This window comes from Pseudomonas nabeulensis (genome assembly GCF_004682045.1).
GTDB classification, from domain to species: Bacteria; Pseudomonadota; Gammaproteobacteria; order Pseudomonadales; family Pseudomonadaceae; genus Aquipseudomonas; species Aquipseudomonas nabeulensis.
Map to the genome: position 1 here is coordinate 53,059 of NZ_QUZT01000004.1, position 22,431 is coordinate 75,489.

A 22,431-nucleotide genomic window follows, 5' to 3' on the forward strand; every position below is an offset into this window, starting at 1 on the left:
CCCTTGAAAGGCTGGAGTCCTAATGACAGCGCAAGCAAATACCCAGAACACTGTGCCCACCGTCAAACTGCTGATTAACGGCGAGTTCGTCGAATCAAAAAGCACGCAATGGCACGATGTGGTCAACCCGGCCACTCAGGAAGTCCTGGCCCGCGTACCATTCGCGACTCAGGATGAAATGAACGCCGCCGTGGTGAGCGCCAAGAAAGCCTTCAAGACCTGGCGCAAGACCCCGATCGGTGTACGTGCCCGTGTCTTCCTCAAGTACCAGCAGTTGATCCGCGAGAACATCAAGGAACTGGCCGCCCTGCTCACCGCCGAGCAGGGCAAGACCCTGCCGGATGCCGAAGGTGACGTGTTCCGCGGCCTGGAAGTAGTCGAGCACGCCGCCAGCATCGGCAATTTGCAGATGGGCGAATTGGCCAACAACGTGGCCAACGGCGTCGACACCTACACCCTGCTGCAGCCGCTGGGCGTGTGCGCCGGCATCACCCCGTTCAACTTCCCGGCGATGATCCCGCTGTGGATGTTCCCGATGGCCATTGCCACCGGCAACACCTTCGTCCTCAAGCCATCCGAGCAGGATCCGCTGGTGACCATGCGCCTGGTGGAACTGGCGCTGGAAGCCGGGGTACCCAAGGGCGTGCTCAACGTCATTCACGGCGGCGTCGACGCGGTGAACCTGATCTGCGACCACCCGGACATCAAGGCCGTGTCCTTCGTCGGCTCGACCAAAGTCGGCACTCACGTCTACAACCGCGCCACCCAGAACGGCAAGCGCGCGCAGTGCATGATGGGCGCGAAAAACCATGCCATCGTCCTGCCCGATGCCAACAAACAACAGACCCTGAACAACTTGCTGGGCGCCTCCTTCGGCGCTGCCGGCCAGCGCTGCATGGCCCTGCCCGTGGTGATCCTGGTGGGTGAAGCGCAGATCTGGCTGCCAGACCTGATCGAACGAACCAAGACCCTCAAGATCAACGGTGGCACCGAGCCGGGCACCGACATCGGCCCGGTGATTTCCTGCGCTGCCCTAGAGCGCGTCAACGGTCTGATCGCCAGCGGCATCGAAGAAGGCGCCCGGCTCGAACTGGATGGGCGCAACCCGAGCGTGCCGGGCTACCGGGATGGCAACTTCGTCGGCCCGACCATTTTCTCCGGCGTCACCGCGCAAATGTCGGTGTACCGCGAAGAGATCTTCGGCCCGGTGCTGTGCGTCATGCACGCCGCCAACCTGGACGAGGCGATCGAGATCATCAACGCCAACCCGAACGGCAACGGCACTGCTTTGTTCACCCGTTCCGGCGCTGCCGCGCGGCACTTCCAGGAAGAGATCGACGTCGGCCAGGTCGGTATCAACGTGCCAATCCCGGTACCGGTCCCGCTGTTCTCCTTCTCCGGTTCGCGCGCCTCCAAGCTGGGTGACCTGGGTCCCTACGGCAAGCAAGTGGTGACCTTCTACACCCAGACCAAGACCGTGACCCAGCGCTGGTTCGACGAGGATGAAGAGACTGGCCCCGTCAATACCACCATCACCCTGAAATAACCCGCAGGGCCGAGGCATTCCCCTTGGCCAACTACAGGAGCGTCCCATGGATTTCGAAACCCTGTTCCTCGAAGTACACGAGCGCGTCGGACTGATCACCCTGAATCGGCCGAAGGCGCTCAATGCCCTCAACGGCCAGATGATCGCCGAGCTGAACCTGGCACTGGACCGGTTCGAGAAAGACCCACAGATCGGCTGCATGGTCATTACCGGTTCGGTCAAAGCCTTCGCGGCTGGTGCCGATATCAAGGAAATGGCCGACCTGACATTTCCGCAGATTTATCTGGACGATTTCTTTGCCCCGGCCGACCGCATCGCCAGCCGGCGCAAACCGCTGATCGCTGCTGTAGCTGGCTACGCCTTGGGTGGCGGCTGCGAACTGGCGCTGATGTGCGACTTCATCTACGCAGCTGACAACGCCCGTTTCGGTCAGCCGGAAATCAGCCTCGGCGTACTTCCCGGCATCGGCGGTACCCAGCGCCTGACCCGCGCCCTAGGCAAAGCCAAGGCCATGGAAATGTGCCTGACTGGCCGCCAGATGGACGCGTATGAAGCCGAGCGTGCCGGCCTGGTGGCTCGCGTACTGCCGGTGGACAGCCTGCTGGAAGAAACCCTCAAGGCCGCCCATTGCATATCCGAGAAGTCACTGCCGAGCACCATGATGGTCAAGGAAAGCATTAGCCGCGTGTTCGAGACCAGCCTCAGCGAAGGGGTACGTTTCGAGCGTCGAGTTTTCCATTCGGTTTTCGCCACAGCGGACCAGAAGGAAGGCATGGCCGCCTTTGTCGAAAAACGCCCGGCGCGGTTCACCCATAACTGATCACAACTTTAAGAACAACAAGAGGACACCTCCATGCACATCGGCTTTCTTGGTCTTGGCAACATGGGCGGCCCCATGGCCCGTAACCTGCTCAGGGCAGGCCACAGTCTCACCGTGTTCGATCTTTCCAGCGCTGCCGTCGCCGGCTTGGTAGAGGCGGGCGCTCAAGCGGCCACTTCCCCCGCCGCGCTGGCCCAAACCGATGTCACCGTGATCATCACCATGCTGCCGGCGGCGTCCCATGTAAAAGGTGTCTATCTTGGCGAAAACGGTCTGCTGGCCAACGTCAGAGCCGATGTGCTGCTGATCGATTCCTCGACCATCGACCCAATGAGTGCCCGGGAAGTGGCTGCTGCGGCTGCTAAACACGGCAACCCGATGATCGATGCGCCGGTTTCCGGCGGCACCGGTGGCGCAGTGACGGGCACCCTGACGTTCATGGTGGGTGGCAGCGACGCCGACTTCGATCAAGCCCAGCCGATCCTCGCCGCCATGGGCAAGAACATCGTGCTTTGTGGCGCTTCCGGTAACGGCCAGGCGGCCAAGGTGGCCAACAACATGCTGCTTGGCATCTCCATGATCGGTGTGTCAGAAGCCATGAGCCTGGGCGTTTCCCTCGGGGTGGATGCCAAGGTGATGGCCGGCATCATCAACACATCCAGCGGACGGTGCTGGAGTTCGGACACCTATAACCCCTTCCCTGGAACCATGGACAACGTACCTTCGGCACGTGGCTACAGCGGCGGCTTCGGCACTGACCTGATGCTCAAGGATCTGGGGCTGGCCACCGAAGCCGCCAAACAGGCCCGCCAACCCGTACTGCTCGGCGCTGCTGCACAACAGCTTTACCAGACCTTCAGCCAGCAAGGGCATGGTGAGCTCGACTTCTCCGCCATCATCAATCTGTACCGCAAGCAAGAGGCCTGTGCATGAGTGATGTCCAAGCGCCTGTTCTGACAGAGGTCCGCAACCGGATAGGCCACTTGACGCTGAATCGCCCGGCTGGTCTGAACGCCCTTACCCTGCCCATGATCCGTGCGCTCTGGCAGCAGCTGCAGGTCTGGGAGGATGATCCGCAAATTCTCGCCGTGGTGCTACGAGCCACTGGCGAGAAGGCATTTTGCGCCGGTGGTGATATCCGTGCTCTGTACGATAGTTACCAGGCCGGCGATGAATTACACAGTATCTTCTTTGAGGAGGAGTACACGCTCGACCAATACATCCACGATTACGGCAAACCCATTCTTGCGTTGATGGACGGTTTTGTCCTCGGTGGCGGCATGGGTCTGGTACAAGGTGCTAGCCTGCGAGTGATCACCGAGAGAGTGAAGATGGGCATGCCGGAAGTCGGCATTGGTTTTTTCCCTGATGTCGGTGGAAGCTACTTTCTCTCGCGCCTGCCGGGCGAAGTCGGACTTTACCTGGGTGTTACCGGACGTCAGGTACGTGCAGCCGATGCCTTGTATGCGGGGTTGGCCGACTGGTGCCTGCCGAGCAATCTTCTCGTCGATTTCGATGCCTGCCTCGACCAAATGGCCTGGACTACCGAGCCACATGAGGCCCTGCGCAGCCTGCTAGCCACCCTGGCCTCGAACAAGATCGCCGGGGCCGAGCTGAAAGCCTTCCGTCCAGCGATTGACGAATACTTCTCCCTGCCGGACATGCAGAGCGTCCGTGAGGCTCTGCTCAGTGAAACCCGCCCGGGCCTCCAGGATTGGGCCGAGGAGACGGTCAAGCTGATCGATAGCCGCTCACCACTGGCCATGAGTGTCACCCTCGAACTACTGCGTCGTGGCCGTGCCCTGTCGCTGAACGCATGCTTCGAACTAGAGCTGCATCTGGGCCGCCAGTGGTTCGCCAAGGGCGACATCATGGAAGGTGTGCGCTCGTTGCTGATCGACAAAGACAAGTGCCCGCGCTGGAACCCGCCCACGCTGGAAGCAACATCAGTCGAGAAGGTCCGAGACTTCTTCGCCGGGTTCAAGCCCACCGCCAGTGAGCGACTACTAGAACAAGAGAGCACCTGATGCACGATATCGAGTTGAGCGAAGAACAACGCATGATTCGCGACATGGCGCGCGATTTCGCCCACCGTGAAGTCGCCCCACATGCACAAACCTGGGAGAAGGCCGGCTGGATCGACGACGGCATGGTTGCCCAGATGGGCGAACTGGGCCTGCTCGGTATGGTCGTCCCCGAGGAGTGGGGCGGCTCCTACATTGACTATGTGGCCTATGCCCTGGCCGTCGAAGAGATTTCAGCCGGCGATGGTGCTCTCGGTGCGCTGATGAGCATCCATAATTCAGTCGGCTGCGGTCCGATCCTGCGCTATGGCAGCCAGCAGCAAAAGGAAACTTGGCTTCACTCTCTCGCGGCCGGTAAAACCATCGGTTGCTTCTGTCTTACCGAACCGCATGCAGGCTCCGAAGCTCACAACCTGCGCACCCGTGCCGAGCTGCGCGATGGCCAGTGGATCCTCAATGGCGCCAAGCAGTTCGTCAGTAACGGTAAGCGTGCCCAACTGGCCATCGTCTTCGCAGTCACAGATCCGGAACTGGGCAAGAAAGGCCTGTCGGCCTTCCTGGTTCCTACCGCCACTTCGGGCTTCGTGGTTGACCGTAGTGAACACAAGATGGGGATCAAAGCCTCAGACACCTGCGCGGTGACGCTGAATAATTGCATGATTCCGCAGGCGAACCTGCTTGGCCAGCGCGGCAAGGGCCTGGCCATTGCCTTGTCCAACCTGGAAGGCGGACGTATCGGCATTGCCGCGCAAGCACTGGGCATCGCTCGCGCCGCTTTCCAGGCCGCGCTCGGCTATGCCCGCGAACGCATTCAGTTCGCCAAGCCGATCATCGAGCATCAGAGCATTTCTAATCTGCTTGCTGACATGCACACCCGGCTCAATGCCACGCGCTTGCTGGTACTGCATGCTGCACGCCTGAAAAGCGCTGGACTGCCGTGCCTGTCGGAGGCTTCGCAGGCCAAGTTGTTTGCCTCGGAAATGGCCGAGAGGGTGTGCTCCAAGGCCATGCAGATCCATGGCGGATATGGCTACCTTGAGGACTACCCGGTGGAGCGCTACTACCGCGACGCACGTATTACTCAGATTTACGAAGGGTCGAGTGAAATCCAGCGCCTGCTTATCGCCCGCGAACTGGCCCACTACGCATTGTAATTGCCTTTGAGCAATTGCCTTACAGTTTCGTTCTTTTATTGAAGAGAAACCTTATGAAAGTACTCGTTGCAATCAAACGAGTGGTCGACTATAACGTCAAGGTTCGCGTCAAAGCAGACAGCTCTGGCGTCGACCTCGCCAACGTCAAGATGTCGATGAACCCGTTCTGCGAAATCGCAGTGGAAGAAGCCGTACGCCTGAAAGAGAAAGATGTCGCGACTGAAATCGTCGTCGTATCCATCGGCCCGTCAACCGCTCAAGAGCAACTGCGCACCGCGCTCGCACTGGGTGCCGACCGTGCCATCCTCATCGAATCCGCCGAAGATCTGACTTCCCTGGCTGTTGCCAAATTGTTGAAGGCCGTTGTCGACAAGGAACAGCCTCGGCTGGTGATCCTTGGCAAACAGGCCATCGACAGCGACAACAACCAGACTGGCCAGATGCTCGCTGCATTGAGCGGTTACGGTCAGGGTACGTTCGCGTCCAAAGTCGAAATCAGCGGTGACAGCGTCGCTGTGACCCGCGAAATTGACGGCGGCGCGCAGACGGTTTCCCTGAAACTGCCGGCCATCGTCACCACCGACCTGCGTTTGAACGAGCCGCGTTATGCGTCCCTGCCAAACATCATGAAAGCCAAGAAGAAGCCTCTCGAAGTGCTGACTCCGGTCGCTTTGGGCGTTTCCACCGCCTCCACCAACAAGACCGTGAAAGTCGAAGCGCCGGCTGCACGCAGCGCGGGTATCAAGGTCAAGTCGGTGGCTGAACTGGTCGAGAAACTGAAAAACGAAGCGAAGGTAATCTAAATGACTATCTTGGTTATTGCTGAACACGACAACAAAGTAGTGGCCCCGGCCACGCTGAATACCGTGGCTGCCGCTGCCAAAATCGGCGGTGACATCCACGTTCTGGTTGCCGGCCAGGGCGTTGGCGCCGTGGCTGAAGCCGCTGCGAAAATCGCCGGCGTGGCGAAAGTGCTGGTGGCCGACAACGCCGTCTACACCCATCAACTGCCTGAGAATGTCGCCCCGTTAGTGGTCAATCTGTTGATCGAGCAACACACGATTTATACCCATGTCCTAGCGCCAGCTACTTCCAACGGCAAAAACATCCTGCCGCGCGTTGCCGCGCCGCTGGACGTCGATCAGATCTCAGAGATCATCGCCGTTGAATCGGCCGACACCTTCAAACGCCCAATCTATGCCGGCAACGCCATTGCCACCGTGCAATCGAGCGCTGCGGTCAAAGTCATCACCGTGCGTGCCACTGGCTTCGACGCCGTTGCCGCCGAAGGTGGTTCGGCCAGCATTGAAGTGATCAATGCCACGTTCGACGCACGCACCTCCGCCATCGTCGGCGAAGAACTGGCCAAGACCGACCGCCCCGAGCTGACTACTGCCAAGATCGTCGTTTCCGGCGGCCGCGGCATGCAGAACGGTGACAACTTCAAGCATCTGTACGCCTTGGCCGACAAGCTGGGCGCTGCCGTCGGTGCTTCCCGCGCCGCGGTCGACGCAGGTTTCGTACCCAACGACATGCAGGTCGGTCAGACCGGCAAGATCGTTGCGCCACAGCTGTACATCGCCGTCGGTATCTCCGGCGCGATCCAGCACCTGGCCGGAATGAAAGACTCCAAAGTGATCGTTGCGATCAACAAGGACGAAGAAGCGCCGATCTTCCAAGTAGCGGACTACGGGCTGGTCGGTGACCTGTTCGAACTGGTTCCTGAACTGGCACACGCCCTCTGAGTTCCAGCCTGGCACTGATTAGGCACAAGCACCTGGTCCTGCCGATAGTTGCATTTCGGTGCATTCAGCGGGAGGGCCTTTTCAGGATTTATCACCGGAGAACAACAAGTGCATATCGGTGTTCCTCTCGAGACCCATGTCGGCGAGACGCGGGTTGCCGCGACCCCCGAAACCATCAAGAAGCTGATCGGCCAGGGTCATAAGGTCACTGTGCAAAGCAGCGCCGGCATTAATGCCAGTGTTGTCGATAGTGCCTATGAAGCGGCAGGCGCAACCATTGGCAGCGCCAACGATGCGTTTGGTGCAGAGCTGATTCTCAAGGTGGTCGCACCCAGCGACAGCGAGCTGGCGCTGATCAAGCACGGCACCGTTGTGGTGGGCATGCTCAACCCGTTCAGCAATGAAACCATCGCCAAAATGGCCGAGTGCGGCATGACTGCCTTTGCCCTGGAAGCGGCGCCTCGCACCTCCCGGGCCCAAAGCCTGGATGTGCTGTCCTCGCAAGCCAACATCGCCGGCTATAAAGCCGTGCTGCTGGCCGCTCATTACTATCCGCGCTTCATGCCGATGCTGATGACCGCTGCAGGTACCGTGAAAGCGGCGCGTGTGCTGATTCTCGGCGCCGGCGTGGCCGGGCTGCAGGCGATCGCCACGGCGAAACGTCTGGGTGCCGTGATCGAAGCGTCTGACGTGCGCCCTGCGGTAAAAGAGCAGATCGAATCCCTCGGCGCCAAGTTCGTCGACGTGCCCTACGAGACCGACGAAGAGCGTGAATGCGCCGTCGGCGTTGGCGGTTACGCGCGCCCCATGCCCGCCAGCTGGATGCAGCGTCAGGCCGTGGCCGTGCACGAACGCGCCAAGCAGGCAGATATCGTCATCACCACCGCACTGATTCCGGGCCGTAAGGCGCCGACGCTGTTGAGCGCGGAAACCGTGGCACAGATGAAGCCGGGCTCGGTGGTCATCGACCTTGCCGCCGCCCAGGGCGGCAACTGCCCGCTGACCGTGGCCGATCAGGTGGTCGTCGAAAATGGCGTGACCATTGTCGGCCCGACCAACCTCGCCGGCGCGGTCGCGGCAGATGCGTCGGCGCTGTATGCCCGCAACTTGCTGGACTTCCTGAAACTGGTCTTCACCAAGGAAGGCCAGTTCGAGATCAACCTCGAAGACGACATCGTCGCCGCGTGCCTGATGTGCCGCGACGGCCAAGTCATCCGCAAAAACGCCTAAGCAGGGATTCAGACGATGGAAGAGCTTATCTCCCCCGGTATCTACAACCTGATCATCTTCGTGCTGGCGATTTATGTCGGTTATCACGTGGTCTGGAACGTTACACCTGCGCTGCACACGCCTTTGATGGCCGTGACCAACGCCATTTCGGCGATCGTGATCGTCGGCGCCATGCTGGCGGCGGCTTTGACCGTGACGCCACTGGGCAAGACCATGGGCACCCTCGCGGTCGCGCTGGCCGCGGTCAACGTGTTCGGTGGCTTCCTGGTCACCCGCCGCATGCTTGAGATGTTCAAGAAAAAAGCCCCGAAAGCCGTAAAAGAAGAGGCGCCGAAGTAATGAGCATGAACCTCGTAACGACGCTCTACCTGATCGCGTCGATCTGCTTCATCCAGGCCCTCAAAGGCCTGTCGCACCCCACCACGTCGCGTCGCGGCAACCTGTTCGGCATGCTCGGCATGGCGCTGGCGATCCTCACCACCGTGGGCCTCATCTATAAGCTGGGCGCGCTCTCTTTTGGACAAGGCGGGGCGACAGCCGGCATTGGTTACGTGATTGTCGGCCTGCTGATCGGTGGCACCGCCGGCTCGATCATGGCCAAGCGCGTTGAAATGACCAAGATGCCGGAACTGGTCGCGTTCATGCACAGCATGATCGGTCTGGCCGCGGTGTTCATCGCCATTGCCGCCGTCGTCGAGCCGCAGTCCCTGGGCATCGTCAAGCACCTGGGTGATTCGATTCCGGCGGGTAACCGTCTGGAACTGTTCCTCGGCGCAGCCATCGGTGCCATCACGTTCTCCGGTTCGGTGATCGCGTTCGGCAAACTGTCCGGCAAGTACAAGTTCCGCCTGTTCCAGGGTGCACCGGTACAGTTCGCCGGCCAGCACAAACTGAACCTGCTGTTGGGCCTGGCCACACTGGCGCTGGGCGTGACCTTCATGCTGACCGGCAACCTCAGCGCCTTCGCCTTGATGCTGGCCCTGGCGTTCGTCATGGGCGTGCTGATCATCATCCCGATCGGTGGCGCCGACATGCCGGTGGTGGTGTCGATGCTCAACAGCTACTCCGGCTGGGCGGCGGCGGGTATCGGCTTCTCGCTGAACAACTCGATGCTGATCATTGCCGGCTCCCTGGTGGGCTCGTCCGGTGCGATCCTCTCGTACATCATGTGCAAAGCGATGAACCGCTCCTTCTTTAATGTGCTGCTCGGTGGTTTCGGCAACACAGCCGACGCCGGCCCGGCAGGCGCCAAGGAAGCCCGTCCGGTGAAATCCGGCTCGGCTGACGACGCGACCTTCCTGCTGACCAACGCCGACACCGTGATCATCGTCCCGGGTTACGGCTTGGCAGTAGCGCGGGCCCAGCATGCGCTGAAGGAGCTGACCGAGAAGCTGACCCACCGTGGCGTGACCGTGAAATACGCGATCCACCCGGTGGCAGGGCGCATGCCTGGTCACATGAACGTATTGCTGGCCGAGGCCGAGGTGCCTTACGACCAGGTGTTCGAGATGGAAGACATCAACTCCGAGTTCGGTCAGGCCGACGTGGTGCTGGTGCTCGGCGCGAACGACGTGGTCAACCCGGCCGCGAAGAACGATCCGAAGTCGCCGATCGCCGGCATGCCGATCCTCGAAGCGTTCAAGGCCAAGACCATCATCGTCAACAAACGCTCGATGGCCAGCGGTTATGCCGGCCTGGACAACGAACTGTTCTACCTGGACAAGACCATGATGGTGTTCGGCGACGCGAAGAAGGTCATCGAGGACATGGTCAAAGCGGTCGAATGACGGCTAATAAATGTTCCAGATTTGTTCCGCTTCCTGATAGAAAGGGTCGAGATGATTATGCGCGATCTCATCGGCCTTACCTCCGTTCAATTGAGATCCCCTGTGGCTGGAGCACCTCATGCAAGGCATCGACACTCGCGAGTTGCCATGGTCCAGCCAGCGCCGCCGAATGGGCATTGCCTGCATGTTGATCTTAGTACGTTCTCACACACCGCCAGACGCACAGGGCGAGTGAAAATGCTGAACTACTGCTGCATGCATGGGCACTAGTCTAACTACGCAAGGTGTGCAGGGGCGATTACACATCACTATCTTGCTCGCTCCGCATTTTACGGCGGGGCTTGCGGTGTACCTGGGGGAGCGCGAGGTAGTCAAAGCTGTAGCTGCCCAAGGTACCGGCCTGCTCACCTTTTGTAGTTTTGGAAAGAGCCTGCTGATACCCGTAATCGACCGTACTGCTTAGTTTGAGCTCAAACAACGCTTGCTCAAGACACTTTTCTAGGGTTTATGGAGAGTTGGCCTCTGCTGTGATGCAACCAGTGCTTATCGTTAGATGATGAATAGTTCCAACCGAGAACTCACGCGATCGCGCGCGAGGGCTCCTGAATAGCGATTTGATCATCTATCCCGATGTTGGTCATGGCGGCGTATTTCAGTTTCATACCGATTTTGTATCCTCCGCGCTCGAGTTTCTTGCCCGTTAACATACATCTGCATGCTTCTGACTAGATCGTCAGATATATGGAGCTCCGGTCTGGACAGCGGACGGTAATCAAGAGCCATGACAGATGTTGAATTGAAACTAACAACTGGATGGAAGACTGACGCATGCAAGAAAAAGTCATCGGTGTTTTCACCCAGCGTCCTGACGCATTGACCAACGACTGCTTCGTCAACCTGCTGGACACGATCCACTACGAGGATCCCTGTGGTTCAGGGCGCTGGGGAAATACTGTACGAAATATGGCGAGACGCAGGAGGGTTTTCCTCACCGGCGGTAGACGAATCTGCAGCCATCGACTTCGAAGAAGTGGGTCGGCATCACACGCTGGAAACCTGCCATGGCTTAAGCTCCTCCAAAAACGAGTCGGCGATTATGATGCCAATCATAATCCTCATGGGCTTTGATGTTAATCGACATCAATGTATAATAACCACCGAATTGTTGGCGTAAACAAAGAGGCCGGTGGATATGAAGGTCAGCAAAGCGCAGATACAAACGAATTGGACGCGCATTGTTGAAATGGCCTCCGTCCTGTTTCGTGAGCGTGGGGGTGGCGGATCTGATGGCGGCTGCCGACTTCACGCATGGCGGTTCTACAAGCACTTCGGCTCCAAGGCCAACCTGATGGTTGAAGCAACAGCGAGCAGGCTTGCGCAGACCTTAGCCAATAACGAAGGCCTCGACGTCACCGAACTCTTCAAACTTTACGTGTCACGGGATCACCGTGATGCCCGAAGTGTCGGCTGCAAAATGGCAGCCCTTTGCGGGGACGCTATGCGTCAATCAGAGGAGATCAGGCGACACTTGCTGGTGGGCTCGGAGCAGGCTGGCTGCTCTTGAGCGTGAGGGCGCAACCCTGGCCGAGGCGGATAAACACAACGTACGAACAAAGATGATTGACATTCTGGCCCATGCGATCGACGCGGTCGTATTGTCGCGTGCCTGCCCGGATGACTCTGCCCTGGCGGATCAAATTCTGGAGGTCTGCCGCGTGGAAACTCTCGCGCCCCTGTTGCCGTCGCTGACTAACTAGCTGGCTGAGGTATTCAGGCTCGTCAAGTCAACACTGTGTGCGACAAGGTCCTGACCCAACCGTCTGGCACGAAGGCATTAGAAATCAAAGTTAGATACCTTACGTAAAGGTAAATGGAATGACCTCATCGAGTAAAAATGCGAATAAAACAGCCACTGCTAGGAGTTTCCCAGCAAGTAGGCGACTTAGAGTTATTTCGCGAGAGGCCATCCATCAGGAATGGAGGTCCGTTCGCAGATGTCGTCAAACAACTTTAACCCGCAGGCTAAAACCTTCTATCGCCCCATCGATGCCGCGTTGCGTTGGTGCAACCTCATCCATTACGAGACGCAGATCATGCAGGCTGCTGGGGCCAGCCCAGAGAAGCTCAGTATCCTGTTTCCCCAGTGGCCTTGCCTGCAGGCCAATACCGAAAAAATCTATGATGCCGTCCGCCATGGCGAATTACCGTATGGTTATTTCGGTATCTCGGTACCCTTGGGCACCCCCGTGGAGCCTAATTTGTTGACGGTACGACATTCTGATTTGCGTTATTGGATGCAGATCCACTATCCCGATCAGCGGCCCCATTTTTTATTCTCGTCAGTCGACGACACTCAGGATAAAGTCAGCCTGGGTGTGTACTTCGCTCTCCAGGCCGAGCGAGATGCCCTCCTGCGCGAGCGAAACACCCTGCAACGGCAACTTCAGAACATTGAAGCTGATCTTCAGGCTTTAGGCCTTGAGCAGGAAAACCTCAAAGCACTGGTGAAGACGCAAGGACAGTTCAGTGAGCGAAGCGAATACAACTATTTGCAAATCATTGGTGCTTTGCTCAGCACCTTCTTGGATTCTTCACCGGCAGGCAAACCCCTCTCCGTATTCAAGAGTCAAACCGCTATCGTCGATGCCATAACCGCTCGCCATAAAGATGTTCCGGGACTCAGCAAACGAACGCTGGACGAGAAATTCGCTGCGGCGAATCGTATTCTCAAAAAAACTACCTAAGCCACCGTATTGCAATGCAAAGCTCTCGATTGCGTTGCAATGACTCTCACATTTTTATGCTATTCAATTCAGGTCACTTCCCACCACGCGCCAATCGGCGCCAGGAGTGACCAGCATGTCCAACCATTCCTCAACCTTCGCTGAAGCACCTCAACCACAGGTCGAGCGCCATATCATGCGGCGCGAGGAGGTCGAGCGAAAAACCGGTTTCAAGCGCGCGCACATCTACAACTTGATGAAGGAAGGTAAATTTCCCCAAGCCAAACGCATCGGGCTCCGCGCAGTCGGTTGGGACTCGCTGGAGATCGATCGATGGGTCGTTGAACGCCTAGGCCAGCAGGGCTGACGCCATGCGTGTGGTCTCGGTGATTTCCACCAAAGGTGGGGTCGGTAAAACCACAGTAGCTGCCAATCTCGGCGGTCTGCTGGCGGATGCTGGCCTGCGTGTCCTACTGCTGGATCTGGATAGCCAGCCCACCCTCTCCAGCTATTATACGTTGAGCCATGAGGCTGTCGCTGGCGCGTACGAGCTTATTGCGCTCAACCTGACAGACTCTGCTCAGATAATTTCCACAACTAAGGTTGCCGGTCTCGACCTGATCCTCTCCAATGATGATCACGGTCGACTGAGTACCTTGCTGCTGCACGCCCCTGACGGGCGACTGCGTCTACGCAATCTGTTGGACGCCTTCCGCCCCAGTTATGACCTGCTTTTGATCGACACCCAAGGCGCACGTAGCGTGCTGCTGGAGATGGCTATCCTGGCCTCCGATCTCGCCCTCTCACCCATCACGCCGGAAATGCTCGCCGCCCGCGAACTGCGCCGCGGCACCTTGAAACTGCTGAGTGAGCTCGAACCGTTCCGTCACATGGGCATTACACCGCCACCGTTGCGACTGCTGCTGAACCAAGTAAATAGCATACGGGTAGACACGCGAATGATCATCCGTGGCCTGCGCGAGACCTTCGCTGGGGCTACCAACATCTCGGTTCTAGAAACCGTAGTTCCAGACCGAGTGGCGTATCTCAATGCCGCCTCCCTCGGCCTACCAGTCCACCGAATCGAGACGCGCCGGTCACGCGAACGACGCTCGCCACCAGCATTGGAAACCATGCAAGCGCTGGCCATTGAGTTGTTTCCGGAATGGCGCGAGGCGATATCTACGGTGAACAGATGCGCGGAGGTTCAATGAAACGAGTCGCCAAGCCGGCCATTTCTCGTCGAATCATTCTTATCAAACCTTGCTGCCAATAACGTTTGGCAAGGAGTTTTTTGATGCTGGATCAACTTCCCATCATCGTTCAGCCATCCATTCGATCACGTCATCCACCTTGCGAGGAGTACTGCACCGTAGTCTTTCATCTGCAGGGTGGACGCTCGGCCATGGGTTGGCTCCTCGCAGAACTCTCCCAACATTTCGAAGGTTCGGGGACTGCCGAGATCGTCAAGTTCGAGGTCGGTGATCATTTGCACAACCGCCGTTAACTGAGGTTATTCAGATGAAAAAGCTCAGTCAGGAGGAAGTCACCGACAAGCTGCATCAGGACCATTTTCCTCGAGCTTCAGAACTGGAGCGGCTGTCCGATCCACTTGCTGACACGCCTATGTTGGTGACGCTGGAGCAGTTGCGGCCCTACGAACACAACCCGCGCTTCATCCGAAATCCTCTGTACGACGATATCAAGGCTTCGATCCGTGAACGCGGGCTGGATCAACCGCCACCGATTACCCGCCGCCCCGGAGAAACCTATTTCATCATCCGCAACGGCGGTAATACGCGATTGGCGATTCTCGGCGAGCTGTGGCAGGAAACCCGTGATGAGCGCTTCTTTCGGATTCATTGCCTGTTCCGACCTTGGAGCAATGAAATCACCGCCCTACTCGGCCATCTGGCTGAAAGCGATCTACATGGCCAACTCACGTTCATCGAACGGGCTCTGGCGGTAGCCAAACTCAAAGCCATGCTCGAACCAGAGGGAGCTGTGCTATCACAACGTGAGCTGGCACGACGTCTTGCCGCTGGAGGCTATCCGATTTCGCAATCACACATCAGCCGCATGTTGGACACCCTTGAACACGTACTACCCGCCATTCCACAAACCCTGTATGCCGGATTGGGTAAACCACAGATCGAACGACTAATCGGTCTGCGTAGCCAGGCCGAACGAACCTGGAACCATTATCCAACCGTCACCGTTGCGTTCGCCGAGTTTTGGCTCGATACCCTGGGCGACTTTGACAACGACCCCGAGTCCTTCGATCTTGAGCAGCTCCAGGATGAACTGCTTGAACGCATGAGCCGCTTACTCGGACAGTCCTACCGTATGTTGGCCCTGGAGCTGAGCGATACCCAAAGGGTCATCTCGACGCCTGGCATTGTCATCACCACGCCCTCAGAGAACAGCCATCTGCCGAGTGTTAATGAAGCCGCGGCAGAACCTCTCTCCTCCGATCCTCATCCCAAATCAACTGAGACCAAGTCCCTGACCGAAACAGCGCGAGAGGAACGGCTCACACCGCACGAAACGAATGTCGTTTCAGAGATCAGCCCTCTGTCACGTGTTCAACAGATTCGTGAACAGATCGAGCGCGAGATCTCAATCGATACAGCACCGACCGTCGAGGCATGCGCGATCGACGACATCTGGATCATCCCACCCACACTGGATAGCCCCGAAGAACTGCGTTTAGCCATTGCCGGACTGGCGCGGGAAATGGCGACCTATGCCGGACATCCCGAGAGCATCATCGATCAGACGCATGGCTTGGGTTTTGCCCTCAACATCGAGCCACTTGATCTTGCAGCGCCTCGCGCGACCGGCGTTCACCTACTGCTCCTGGCCCTGCTGCGCGCTCAAGACGACGTGAACTGGGAGGACCGCAAGCAACTGCCCTCAGCCCTGTTCGGCCAGTTGTTGTTGGGGGTCTACCAACTCCCGCTGACAGGTCGTCCCGCCGTGGATGTGGGACTGGAGCGACTGCCCGACGGTTTGCTCATCAAACTGTATCGCCTGATCCGCCTAGCCCGTCGCCTGATCGACTTAACGCTTCCCCATGAAGTCAACTCACCGAAGGAACTGCCATGAGCTTATCCTTCAATGTGCTCAACCAGGCCATGCTGACCCAGGTCCTTCACGAGTTGCGCCTGGGTAACCTGCAACGCTGCAAAGCACTCGGTTTGGGTGAGGACGACATCTACCTGTTGCAATCCTTACCGCCCACCACGCTGTCGCGTCTGGCCCATGCCACCGTACCCTGGGTTGAGGTCAAGATTGACTCGCCGGTGCTACATCGGTTGATCGAGCAAGCCGAACGCGACGAGCAGAACGAACGGCTGATCAATCGAGCGCTCAAGCTGGGCGCCAGCAGCACCATCATGTATCGGTGCTTCGGCTTGGCGCATTCGGATACCGCCCTGCGTCGACGCCTGCTCAAGATAGAAACCCGTAAGGGCCGTCCTCAGCATTTGAGCGAAGCCCAGGAACATGCGCTCTGGCAGCGATGGTGCCAGCTACGCGCGCAGGACGGTACCGAGGATCAGCTCGACGCCATGATGATGCTGGCCGAAGAACAACAGATCAGCTTGACCATCGTGTGGCAGCAGATCGACCATTACAGCAACGAAATATGAACACCGCCCCTTCCAGTCGCTGGCAGCGTGTCCTGCAGCAATGCACCCAACAGCTGAGTGAACGCTGGCCAGCGCGCCCTACCACTGAACAACCCTCTAACCAGGCTCTGCAAGCTGGTTTTCTGTTCAGTGGTCAATCACACGAAGTCGTGCCGCGTCGACTGCTGCTGGATAGTCGGTTGACGCCGTTGGAACGTAATGCCTGGCAAGTATTTCGACTCATGTTGCAAGGCCAGGGCGTGGTCACGCCGCGCTATGAAGATTTGCAGCCGTACCTGTCGAGCGTGCCCTACGGTGCATCAGCTTCCCGTGAAACCATCGCCCGCGTCTTGACGATGCTCAGACTGACCCGCTGGCTCAGCTTGGTGAGTCACGCCCGCGATCAGATCAGCGGACGTCATCAAGGTTCTCTGTATGTTCTACACGATGAGCCGTTAACCCCCGCAGAGGCCATGGAACTGGATCAGGATTACCTGGAGCTGGTCGGACATGCCCTCGCTCATGCCACCAAGGCGGTGCGTATTGTCGCCCAGCACGTAGTGGAGGAGGTCCGCCAGGACACGAATATCGATCGGGATCGGTTACCGACGCGGCTCGACAGTTGGGGCGAACATTGGACACAGCAAGGATTGGATCAGGCAACCGCTGACGCGTTACGCGACTCCGAACGGGGTGGCGATCACCGCGTTCGGAATCGTGCAGACCTTCGTTCGGAATCCGAACCAGGCTTGAACAGCAGCGTTTCCGGCACCGTTCGGAATCCGAACGCCGCCTGTACTGTATTAAAAGAAAGTATTTGTACTGTACCGCGCGCGACCCCTGCGGTGGATAACCTGCTCTGGCCCACCCCACTGCACCTGAGCCCAAGCGAGCATCAGGCCGTCACCGTGGCGTTGAACAAACTTAAGCCAGCGGATCGGCAGGCGGTGCTCAACGAAGCGGGGGCACGCTGTGCGGCCGGTGGAATCCGCAAGCCAGCGGCCTATCTGATGGGTCTAATCCAGCGTGCGCTGAAAGGCGATTTTCGTCCTTGGGCAGGTCAGGCAGAACCTTTACCCATTGCAGAACCGCCCCTACCGGCCACCTCGCGATCAACTCGACAACAGGGCGAACCCGCATCCGCCCTCGCACTAGCGTGCCTGAATGAGCTACGCCAACTGCGTGGCAAACGCGGTGGACGTCAATAGATTTGATGCCACTGGCATCAAATCTACTGACGTCTACATAGTTAGCACTCTTAAACCAAACCGAACAAACCGCATTCAGCTTTTTGGCTGTCTTTACCCCTCATCTGTTGCAACGTTCCCGTCCAAGCTTATGCGAGGACAACACCGTGGCCGATCACTACCAACTCAACCTGGGCTCGTTGCGCAGCAGCATCACCCTGACCCTGCACACCCACCACGCTGCCCGTATCTGGCAAGGCCGGACCGCACGCGAAGGCGTCCACTCGATCATGGGCATGGCCGGTTACATCAGCGTCACCAACCTGATCAAACAAACCGCGGCCCAGGACGATCCCTATGCCGACTGGGCCATCGTGCAACTCGAAGAAAAACTGATGCAGGCCAAAGCTGGAATGCTGGGACTGACCCAGCAGCTGGATCGGATCAGACAGGACCTGCCGACACAGATCGACATGGGCGACAACCTCAACATCCACCCCGTCACCTTGCCGTTGTATATCGGCAGCCAGTTGGGTTTTCTCGCGGTCTACCTGCTGACCGACTACGACACCCTGGTGCGTCGTACCCTATTGGCCCATCACACAGCCCTGATTGGCCGCGTCGACATGGAAGCCTGGATCGACGACGGTGCCCATCTGCTGCGCAGCCTGTTCGGTCAGGCACAGCGCTATCGGCATGCAGGCGTCACGCGTGATGACATGGCGGCGAATAATGCCCGTGCCAATGCGGCCATCGAGAAGTTGGGCTTACCCCCGATAGACATCCTTGAGGGTCATCGCCGCTCCCAGTTCGCGCCACCGATCATTCGTCGCGGTGCGGTAGCAGTGGATGACGCTGACGCGTTGGCAGAGGAAGCCGGAGAGCCATCTGCGACAGTGGATGAGCCGGAGGACGAAGCATGAATCCCATGATCCCGATTCAACCAATGCCCTTCGAAGCGTTGACACCGGATGCCTATCGGCAGCTCGAACACGCTGCCTCCCTAAAAGGCCTTTTAAAACCTTTTAAGGGTAAGGGGGAGTTGGAGCACCTGGCGCAGGTGGCGAGGGAAATCGAGGCGCAGTTATGTGACTTGATGGAGGCTGTTGTACAGCAAGCCGGAAATCCCCCTTACTCACTGCTGGATATCCGATTGGTGCTGCAGAACACCAGCGCTGGCAGCACCTTTTTGCGTTGGCGCACCCGTGACTTTGCCCGTATGGGAGTCTCGGTCTGGGAACGCCAGGTCTGCAACAAAGCCTTGCCGCAGGTCGTACGCGAGGGATTGCGCCGTTTCGAATGCAATCGCATCGCACTGAACCTACAGATGAGTGTGGTGCATTCGCTCTACCGCCAGGCCACGACCTGCGCGATCAAAATGGACAGTGCCGAACGGCTGCTGCGCCAGTTCACAACCGCAGTGGAGATATCACGATGAGTACTTTTTTCGTCGGCGAAGGCAACATCGGCAGTGCACCAGAGTTCCAGGAATTCGCCTCAGGCAATGACGAGCCACGGCGTTTGCTACGGCTGAATGTGTACTTCGACAACCCCGTGCCACGCGATGGCAGCTATGAAGATCGAGGCGGCTATTGGGCGCCGGTTGAGCTCTGGCACCGCGAGGCTGAACACTGGAGCACCCTGTACCAGAAAGGTATGCGTGTGCTGGTCGAAGGCCGCACCGTACGCGATGAGTGGGAGGACAGCGAAGACAATGCGCGGGTGACCTTCAAGATCGAGGCCCGTCGAGTCGGCATTCTGCCTCACCGGGTGCACAGCGTGGTTATGCGGGAACGATCCAGTGAACCCGCGGCATCTGCGACACACGTCGGGAAAAGTACAGAACAGGCCAGTTCACCAGCGTCGAAACCCAGAAAGCGCAGTGGGCAGCCGCCTGCGGACTGACAGACTTCAGGCATAAAAATTGCGCCTTTGCGCGAAGTTGCTGGCGTGTTTCTACACGCTGCTCGTGAAGATCCGCACTGCCGTCCAACCGCAACGGGTTAGCAGCCTCGGCCCATTCAAGCCTGCCCTCACCTTCTAATATGAGGAACCTGTAATTCAGGTTTCTCATATCTCGCAACTGCTGTTTCCAACAACGCTGCTCCGAACTCAATCCGGAGCAGTTCTATGCGCCTCTTCCTCTGCGAAAAACCTTCCCAGGGTCGGGACATCGCCAAGGTACTCGGGGCCACTCGGCGTGGTGATGGTTGCCTGATCGGCACAGAGACAACCGTCTCCTGGTGTATCGGCCACCTGCTGGAGACAGCATCGCCTGAAGCCTATGGCGAGCAATTCAAGAGTTGGTCGTTGGATCATCTACCGATCATCCCCGCGCAGTGGATGGTCGAGGTCAAACCCAAGACTGCGGCACAGTTCAAAGTCATCAAGCGCCTGCTCAGTGAAGCCTCTGCTGTCGTCATCGCGACCGACGCCGATCGAGAAGGTGAAATGATTGCCCGCGAGCTACTGGAACTCTGCAAGTATCGAGGTCCCGTTCAACGTCTTTGGTTGTCCGCACTCAATGAGGCGTCGATTCGCAACGCACTTTCCTCACTAAAGTCTGGTCAGGAGACCTTCCTGCTTTACCACTCAGCCCTCGCCCGCAGCCGAGCCGACTGGCTGATCGGCATGAACCTGAGTCGTTTGTTTACCCTTCTTGGTCGGCGGGCGGGCTACGACGGTGTATTGTCGGTTGGACGCGTCCAGACACCCACTTTACGTCTGGTAGTCGATCGGGATCGTGCGATTGCCAGCTTCATCTCGGTGCCCTACTGGGAAGTGGAGGTGCACCTGTCCTCAATGGGGCAACCCTTCATCGCGTCGTGGTTACCACCCAGCTCAGGGCAGGACGAGGCAGGTCGTTGCCTGCAACAAGCGCTGGCCATTCAGGCGGCCCAAGAGATTTCTAGCGGTAAGACCGCCACAGTGCTCTCGCTGCAGACTGAGCGTTTCCGAGAACCTCCGCCCCTGCCCTTCGACCTGAGCACACTGCAAGAAGTCTGCTCGCGCAAGCTGGGACTCGGCGCTCAGGAAACCCTGAACATCGCCCAAGCCCTGTATGAAACCCACAAAGCCACCACCTACCCACGCAGCGATTGCCGCTATTTGCCAGAGAGTATGTTCAATGAGGTACCCGCGGTATTCGATGCCCTGCTCAAAACGGATCCGGCGCTGCAGCCCACATTCGGAAGACTCGATCGATCACTGCACTCCCGCGTGTGGAACGATGCCAAAGTCACCGCGCACCACGGCATCATCCCCACCACCGAGCCGGCGAACCTGGCGCGGATGTCCGAACAAGAACGCCAAGTCTACGAACTGATTCGTAGCCACTACCTCGCGCAATTTCTTCCGCATCATGAGTTTGATCGAACTCAGGTCGAACTGAAGTGCGGCACAGAGCGATTGACCGCTGTTGGCAAACAGATCCTGATCCAGGGCTGGAAAGGCTTGCTCTACGAAAACACCGAGGAGGATGAGCCCAGTCAAAAGCACCAAGTATTACCCGTCCTGCAACAGGGTACTCAGTGCGCAGTGAACGACGCCGAACTCAAGTCCGTGCGCACTGCCGCTCCCAAACCTCTCACCGAAGGCGATCTGATCAAGGCGATGAAAAACGTGGCCAAGCTGGTCAACGACCCACGCCTGAAACAGAAACTTCGGGACACCACCGGAATCGGTACCGAAGCCACGCGAGCCGGCATCATCAAGGGCTTGATTGATCGCGGCTATTTGCTGAAGAAAAAACGCGCCTTAATGGCCTCCGCAGCGGCCCATACTCTGATCGAAGCGGTACCCGCTGCTGTCGCGGATCCGGGTATGACCGCGATCTGGGAACAGGCTCTGGACGAAATCGAAGCGGGACGACTGACCCTGGATGCGTTCGTCGCCAAGCAGGCGAACTGGATTGCACAATTGGTCGAACAGTGTGGCGCACTCACCTTGGCGGTACCGGTCGAAGCCGGCCCGACCTGCCCCATTTGCAACGCCTCAATGCGCAGGCGAAAGGGGAAATCAGGGCCGTTCTGGTCATGCACCCACTACCCCGACTGTAAGGGAACAGTGCCGATCAGAAAAGATACGCGTCGCTCATGACGCTTCACTGTAGATCGGCATGAGTATTGGGGTGATGTGCTGATCAGTGCATCATCATCAACGGCGGCTGATCCCTCTCTAAGTCGATAAAGTGTTGTCCGATTTCACGGGCCAAGGCGCAGAAAGTGACCGCGCCTTTATCCTGGCAACCGTCGAACAATTGGCCCCTCATCTCGGCAGTAAGTAACCTCTTTCATCGTGCTCAATGTAGTGGCTTATGCGGGATCGCCCACTGGCTTGACGTGATCCCACCCTCTCTGCTGTAGTGTCTCAGTATCATCGCCAACGGCGACCCAAGACCGAATCGCTCCGGGCAGCTCGGTCGAACTCCTTGAGTTCGGAGCCTTCTCTTTCTGCGGAATTTCATTCCTGATTTGTGCTCGACCTGATCACTGTGGCGGATGACCACTGTTGCCTCTGCCCGGCAACAGCGGTCATCCGCTTCAGCGATCGTATTCAGTTCCGGAGCCCACCGGGGAAACACT

21 protein-coding genes and 1 pseudogene are annotated in these 22,431 nt (G+C 58.3%); all 22 read left to right on the top strand.

What is annotated here, in order from left to right; all coding sequences use genetic code 11:
- The first annotated feature begins 22 nt into the window (after positions 1-22).
- Entirely contained in the window at positions 23-1,546 is a 1,524-nt protein-coding gene (locus tag DYL61_RS03535; RefSeq protein WP_135307229.1) for a CoA-acylating methylmalonate-semialdehyde dehydrogenase, read from the top strand.
- A gap of 46 nt (positions 1,547-1,592) precedes the next feature.
- Complete coding sequence (locus DYL61_RS03540) at positions 1,593-2,366, top strand: enoyl-CoA hydratase (protein ID WP_135307230.1); 774 nt, start codon at positions 1,593-1,595, stop codon at positions 2,364-2,366.
- 33 nt (positions 2,367-2,399) lie between these two features.
- Positions 2,400-3,299 carry a 3-hydroxyisobutyrate dehydrogenase gene (gene mmsB, locus DYL61_RS03545; RefSeq protein WP_135307231.1) on the top strand — a complete coding sequence of 300 codons (900 nt, stop codon included), beginning with the start codon at positions 2,400-2,402 and terminating at the stop codon, positions 3,297-3,299.
- Positions 3,296-4,393, top strand: a complete 1,098-nt coding sequence (locus DYL61_RS03550; protein WP_135307232.1) for an enoyl-CoA hydratase/isomerase family protein — start codon at positions 3,296-3,298, stop codon at positions 4,391-4,393. Before mmsB ends, DYL61_RS03550 begins: the two co-directional genes overlap by 4 nt.
- Positions 4,393-5,544, top strand: a complete 1,152-nt coding sequence (locus tag DYL61_RS03555; RefSeq protein WP_135307233.1) for an acyl-CoA dehydrogenase family protein — start codon at positions 4,393-4,395, stop codon at positions 5,542-5,544. The genes DYL61_RS03550 and DYL61_RS03555 overlap by 1 nt, the downstream gene beginning before the upstream one ends.
- Positions 5,545-5,597: 53 nt before the next feature.
- A complete protein-coding gene (locus DYL61_RS03560; RefSeq protein ID WP_135307234.1) occupies positions 5,598-6,347 on the top strand; it encodes an electron transfer flavoprotein subunit beta/FixA family protein in 750 nt (249 codons plus the stop codon).
- Positions 6,348-7,289 (top strand): electron transfer flavoprotein subunit alpha/FixB family protein, encoded by a 942-nt coding sequence (locus DYL61_RS03565; protein WP_135307235.1) that lies wholly within the window; start codon positions 6,348-6,350, stop codon positions 7,287-7,289.
- 108 nt (positions 7,290-7,397) lie between these two features.
- Positions 7,398-8,519 carry a Re/Si-specific NAD(P)(+) transhydrogenase subunit alpha gene (locus tag DYL61_RS03570; RefSeq protein WP_135307236.1) on the top strand — a complete coding sequence of 374 codons (1,122 nt, stop codon included), beginning with the start codon at positions 7,398-7,400 and terminating at the stop codon, positions 8,517-8,519.
- Between the two features lie 15 nt (positions 8,520-8,534).
- Positions 8,535-8,858 (top strand): NAD(P) transhydrogenase subunit alpha part 2, encoded by a 324-nt coding sequence (locus tag DYL61_RS03575; RefSeq protein ID WP_003187010.1) that lies wholly within the window; start codon positions 8,535-8,537, stop codon positions 8,856-8,858.
- Positions 8,858-10,306 carry an NAD(P)(+) transhydrogenase (Re/Si-specific) subunit beta gene (locus DYL61_RS03580; RefSeq protein ID WP_135307237.1) on the top strand — a complete coding sequence of 483 codons (1,449 nt, stop codon included), beginning with the start codon at positions 8,858-8,860 and terminating at the stop codon, positions 10,304-10,306. Before DYL61_RS03575 ends, DYL61_RS03580 begins: the two co-directional genes overlap by 1 nt.
- A gap of 1,192 nt (positions 10,307-11,498) precedes the next feature.
- A pseudogene (locus DYL61_RS03590) lies at positions 11,499-12,063 on the top strand (TetR/AcrR family transcriptional regulator).
- 237 nt (positions 12,064-12,300) lie between these two features.
- Entirely contained in the window at positions 12,301-13,050 is a 750-nt protein-coding gene (locus tag DYL61_RS03595) for a hypothetical protein (RefSeq protein ID WP_135307238.1), read from the top strand.
- A gap of 115 nt (positions 13,051-13,165) precedes the next feature.
- Complete coding sequence (locus DYL61_RS03600) at positions 13,166-13,396, top strand: AlpA family transcriptional regulator (protein WP_135307239.1); 231 nt, start codon at positions 13,166-13,168, stop codon at positions 13,394-13,396.
- Positions 13,397-13,400: 4 nt separating this feature from the next.
- The gene (locus DYL61_RS03605) at positions 13,401-14,243 is read left to right on the top strand and encodes a ParA family protein (protein WP_135307240.1); all 843 of its coding nucleotides are present in this window, start codon (positions 13,401-13,403) and stop codon (positions 14,241-14,243) included.
- A gap of 83 nt (positions 14,244-14,326) precedes the next feature.
- Positions 14,327-14,536: a hypothetical protein gene (locus DYL61_RS03610; RefSeq protein ID WP_135307241.1), complete on the top strand. Its 210-nt coding sequence runs from the start codon at positions 14,327-14,329 to the stop codon at positions 14,534-14,536.
- 14 nt (positions 14,537-14,550) lie between these two features.
- On the top strand, positions 14,551-16,137 hold the full coding sequence (locus DYL61_RS03615) for a ParB family protein (RefSeq protein WP_135307242.1): 1,587 nt from the start codon (positions 14,551-14,553) through the stop codon (positions 16,135-16,137).
- The gene (locus DYL61_RS03620; protein ID WP_135307243.1) at positions 16,134-16,682 is read left to right on the top strand and encodes a DUF2857 domain-containing protein; all 549 of its coding nucleotides are present in this window, start codon (positions 16,134-16,136) and stop codon (positions 16,680-16,682) included. Before DYL61_RS03615 ends, DYL61_RS03620 begins: the two co-directional genes overlap by 4 nt.
- Positions 16,679-17,869: an STY4528 family pathogenicity island replication protein gene (locus DYL61_RS03625; protein ID WP_135307244.1), complete on the top strand. Its 1,191-nt coding sequence runs from the start codon at positions 16,679-16,681 to the stop codon at positions 17,867-17,869. Before DYL61_RS03620 ends, DYL61_RS03625 begins: the two co-directional genes overlap by 4 nt.
- Positions 17,870-18,015: 146 nt before the next feature.
- Entirely contained in the window at positions 18,016-18,771 is a 756-nt protein-coding gene (locus DYL61_RS03630) for a PFL_4669 family integrating conjugative element protein (protein WP_135307245.1), read from the top strand.
- Positions 18,768-19,286 (top strand): DUF3158 family protein, encoded by a 519-nt coding sequence (locus DYL61_RS03635; RefSeq protein ID WP_135307246.1) that lies wholly within the window; start codon positions 18,768-18,770, stop codon positions 19,284-19,286. The genes DYL61_RS03630 and DYL61_RS03635 overlap by 4 nt, the downstream gene beginning before the upstream one ends.
- Positions 19,283-19,753 (top strand): single-stranded DNA-binding protein, encoded by a 471-nt coding sequence (locus DYL61_RS03640; RefSeq protein ID WP_090454352.1) that lies wholly within the window; start codon positions 19,283-19,285, stop codon positions 19,751-19,753. The genes DYL61_RS03635 and DYL61_RS03640 overlap by 4 nt, the downstream gene beginning before the upstream one ends.
- 225 nt (positions 19,754-19,978) lie before the next feature.
- Complete coding sequence (locus DYL61_RS03645) at positions 19,979-21,946, top strand: DNA topoisomerase III (protein WP_135307247.1); 1,968 nt, start codon at positions 19,979-19,981, stop codon at positions 21,944-21,946.
- The last annotated feature ends 485 nt before the right edge of the window (positions 21,947-22,431 follow it).

Bases quoted from the DNA above. Each gene is read 5' to 3' on its own strand.
- DYL61_RS03535 (WP_135307229.1), top strand. From the start codon at position 23: ATGACAGCGCAAGCAAATACCCAGAACACTGTGCCCACCGTCAAACTG.
- DYL61_RS03540 (WP_135307230.1), top strand. From the start codon at position 1,593: ATGGATTTCGAAACCCTGTTCCTCGAAGTACACGAGCGCGTCGGACTG.
- mmsB (WP_135307231.1), top strand. From the start codon at position 2,400: ATGCACATCGGCTTTCTTGGTCTTGGCAACATGGGCGGCCCCATGGCC.
- DYL61_RS03550 (WP_135307232.1), top strand. From the start codon at position 3,296: ATGAGTGATGTCCAAGCGCCTGTTCTGACAGAGGTCCGCAACCGGATA.
- DYL61_RS03555 (WP_135307233.1), top strand. From the start codon at position 4,393: ATGCACGATATCGAGTTGAGCGAAGAACAACGCATGATTCGCGACATG.
- DYL61_RS03560 (WP_135307234.1), top strand. From the start codon at position 5,598: ATGAAAGTACTCGTTGCAATCAAACGAGTGGTCGACTATAACGTCAAG.
- DYL61_RS03565 (WP_135307235.1), top strand. From the start codon at position 6,348: ATGACTATCTTGGTTATTGCTGAACACGACAACAAAGTAGTGGCCCCG.
- DYL61_RS03575 (WP_003187010.1), top strand. From the start codon at position 8,535: ATGGAAGAGCTTATCTCCCCCGGTATCTACAACCTGATCATCTTCGTG.
- DYL61_RS03580 (WP_135307237.1), top strand. From the start codon at position 8,858: ATGAGCATGAACCTCGTAACGACGCTCTACCTGATCGCGTCGATCTGC.
- DYL61_RS03595 (WP_135307238.1), top strand. From the start codon at position 12,301: ATGTCGTCAAACAACTTTAACCCGCAGGCTAAAACCTTCTATCGCCCC.
- DYL61_RS03600 (WP_135307239.1), top strand. From the start codon at position 13,166: ATGTCCAACCATTCCTCAACCTTCGCTGAAGCACCTCAACCACAGGTC.
- DYL61_RS03605 (WP_135307240.1), top strand. From the start codon at position 13,401: ATGCGTGTGGTCTCGGTGATTTCCACCAAAGGTGGGGTCGGTAAAACC.
- DYL61_RS03610 (WP_135307241.1), top strand. From the start codon at position 14,327: ATGCTGGATCAACTTCCCATCATCGTTCAGCCATCCATTCGATCACGT.
- DYL61_RS03615 (WP_135307242.1), top strand. From the start codon at position 14,551: ATGAAAAAGCTCAGTCAGGAGGAAGTCACCGACAAGCTGCATCAGGAC.
- DYL61_RS03620 (WP_135307243.1), top strand. From the start codon at position 16,134: ATGAGCTTATCCTTCAATGTGCTCAACCAGGCCATGCTGACCCAGGTC.
- DYL61_RS03625 (WP_135307244.1), top strand. From the start codon at position 16,679: ATGAACACCGCCCCTTCCAGTCGCTGGCAGCGTGTCCTGCAGCAATGC.
- DYL61_RS03635 (WP_135307246.1), top strand. From the start codon at position 18,768: ATGAATCCCATGATCCCGATTCAACCAATGCCCTTCGAAGCGTTGACA.
- DYL61_RS03640 (WP_090454352.1), top strand. From the start codon at position 19,283: ATGAGTACTTTTTTCGTCGGCGAAGGCAACATCGGCAGTGCACCAGAG.
- DYL61_RS03645 (WP_135307247.1), top strand. From the start codon at position 19,979: ATGCGCCTCTTCCTCTGCGAAAAACCTTCCCAGGGTCGGGACATCGCC.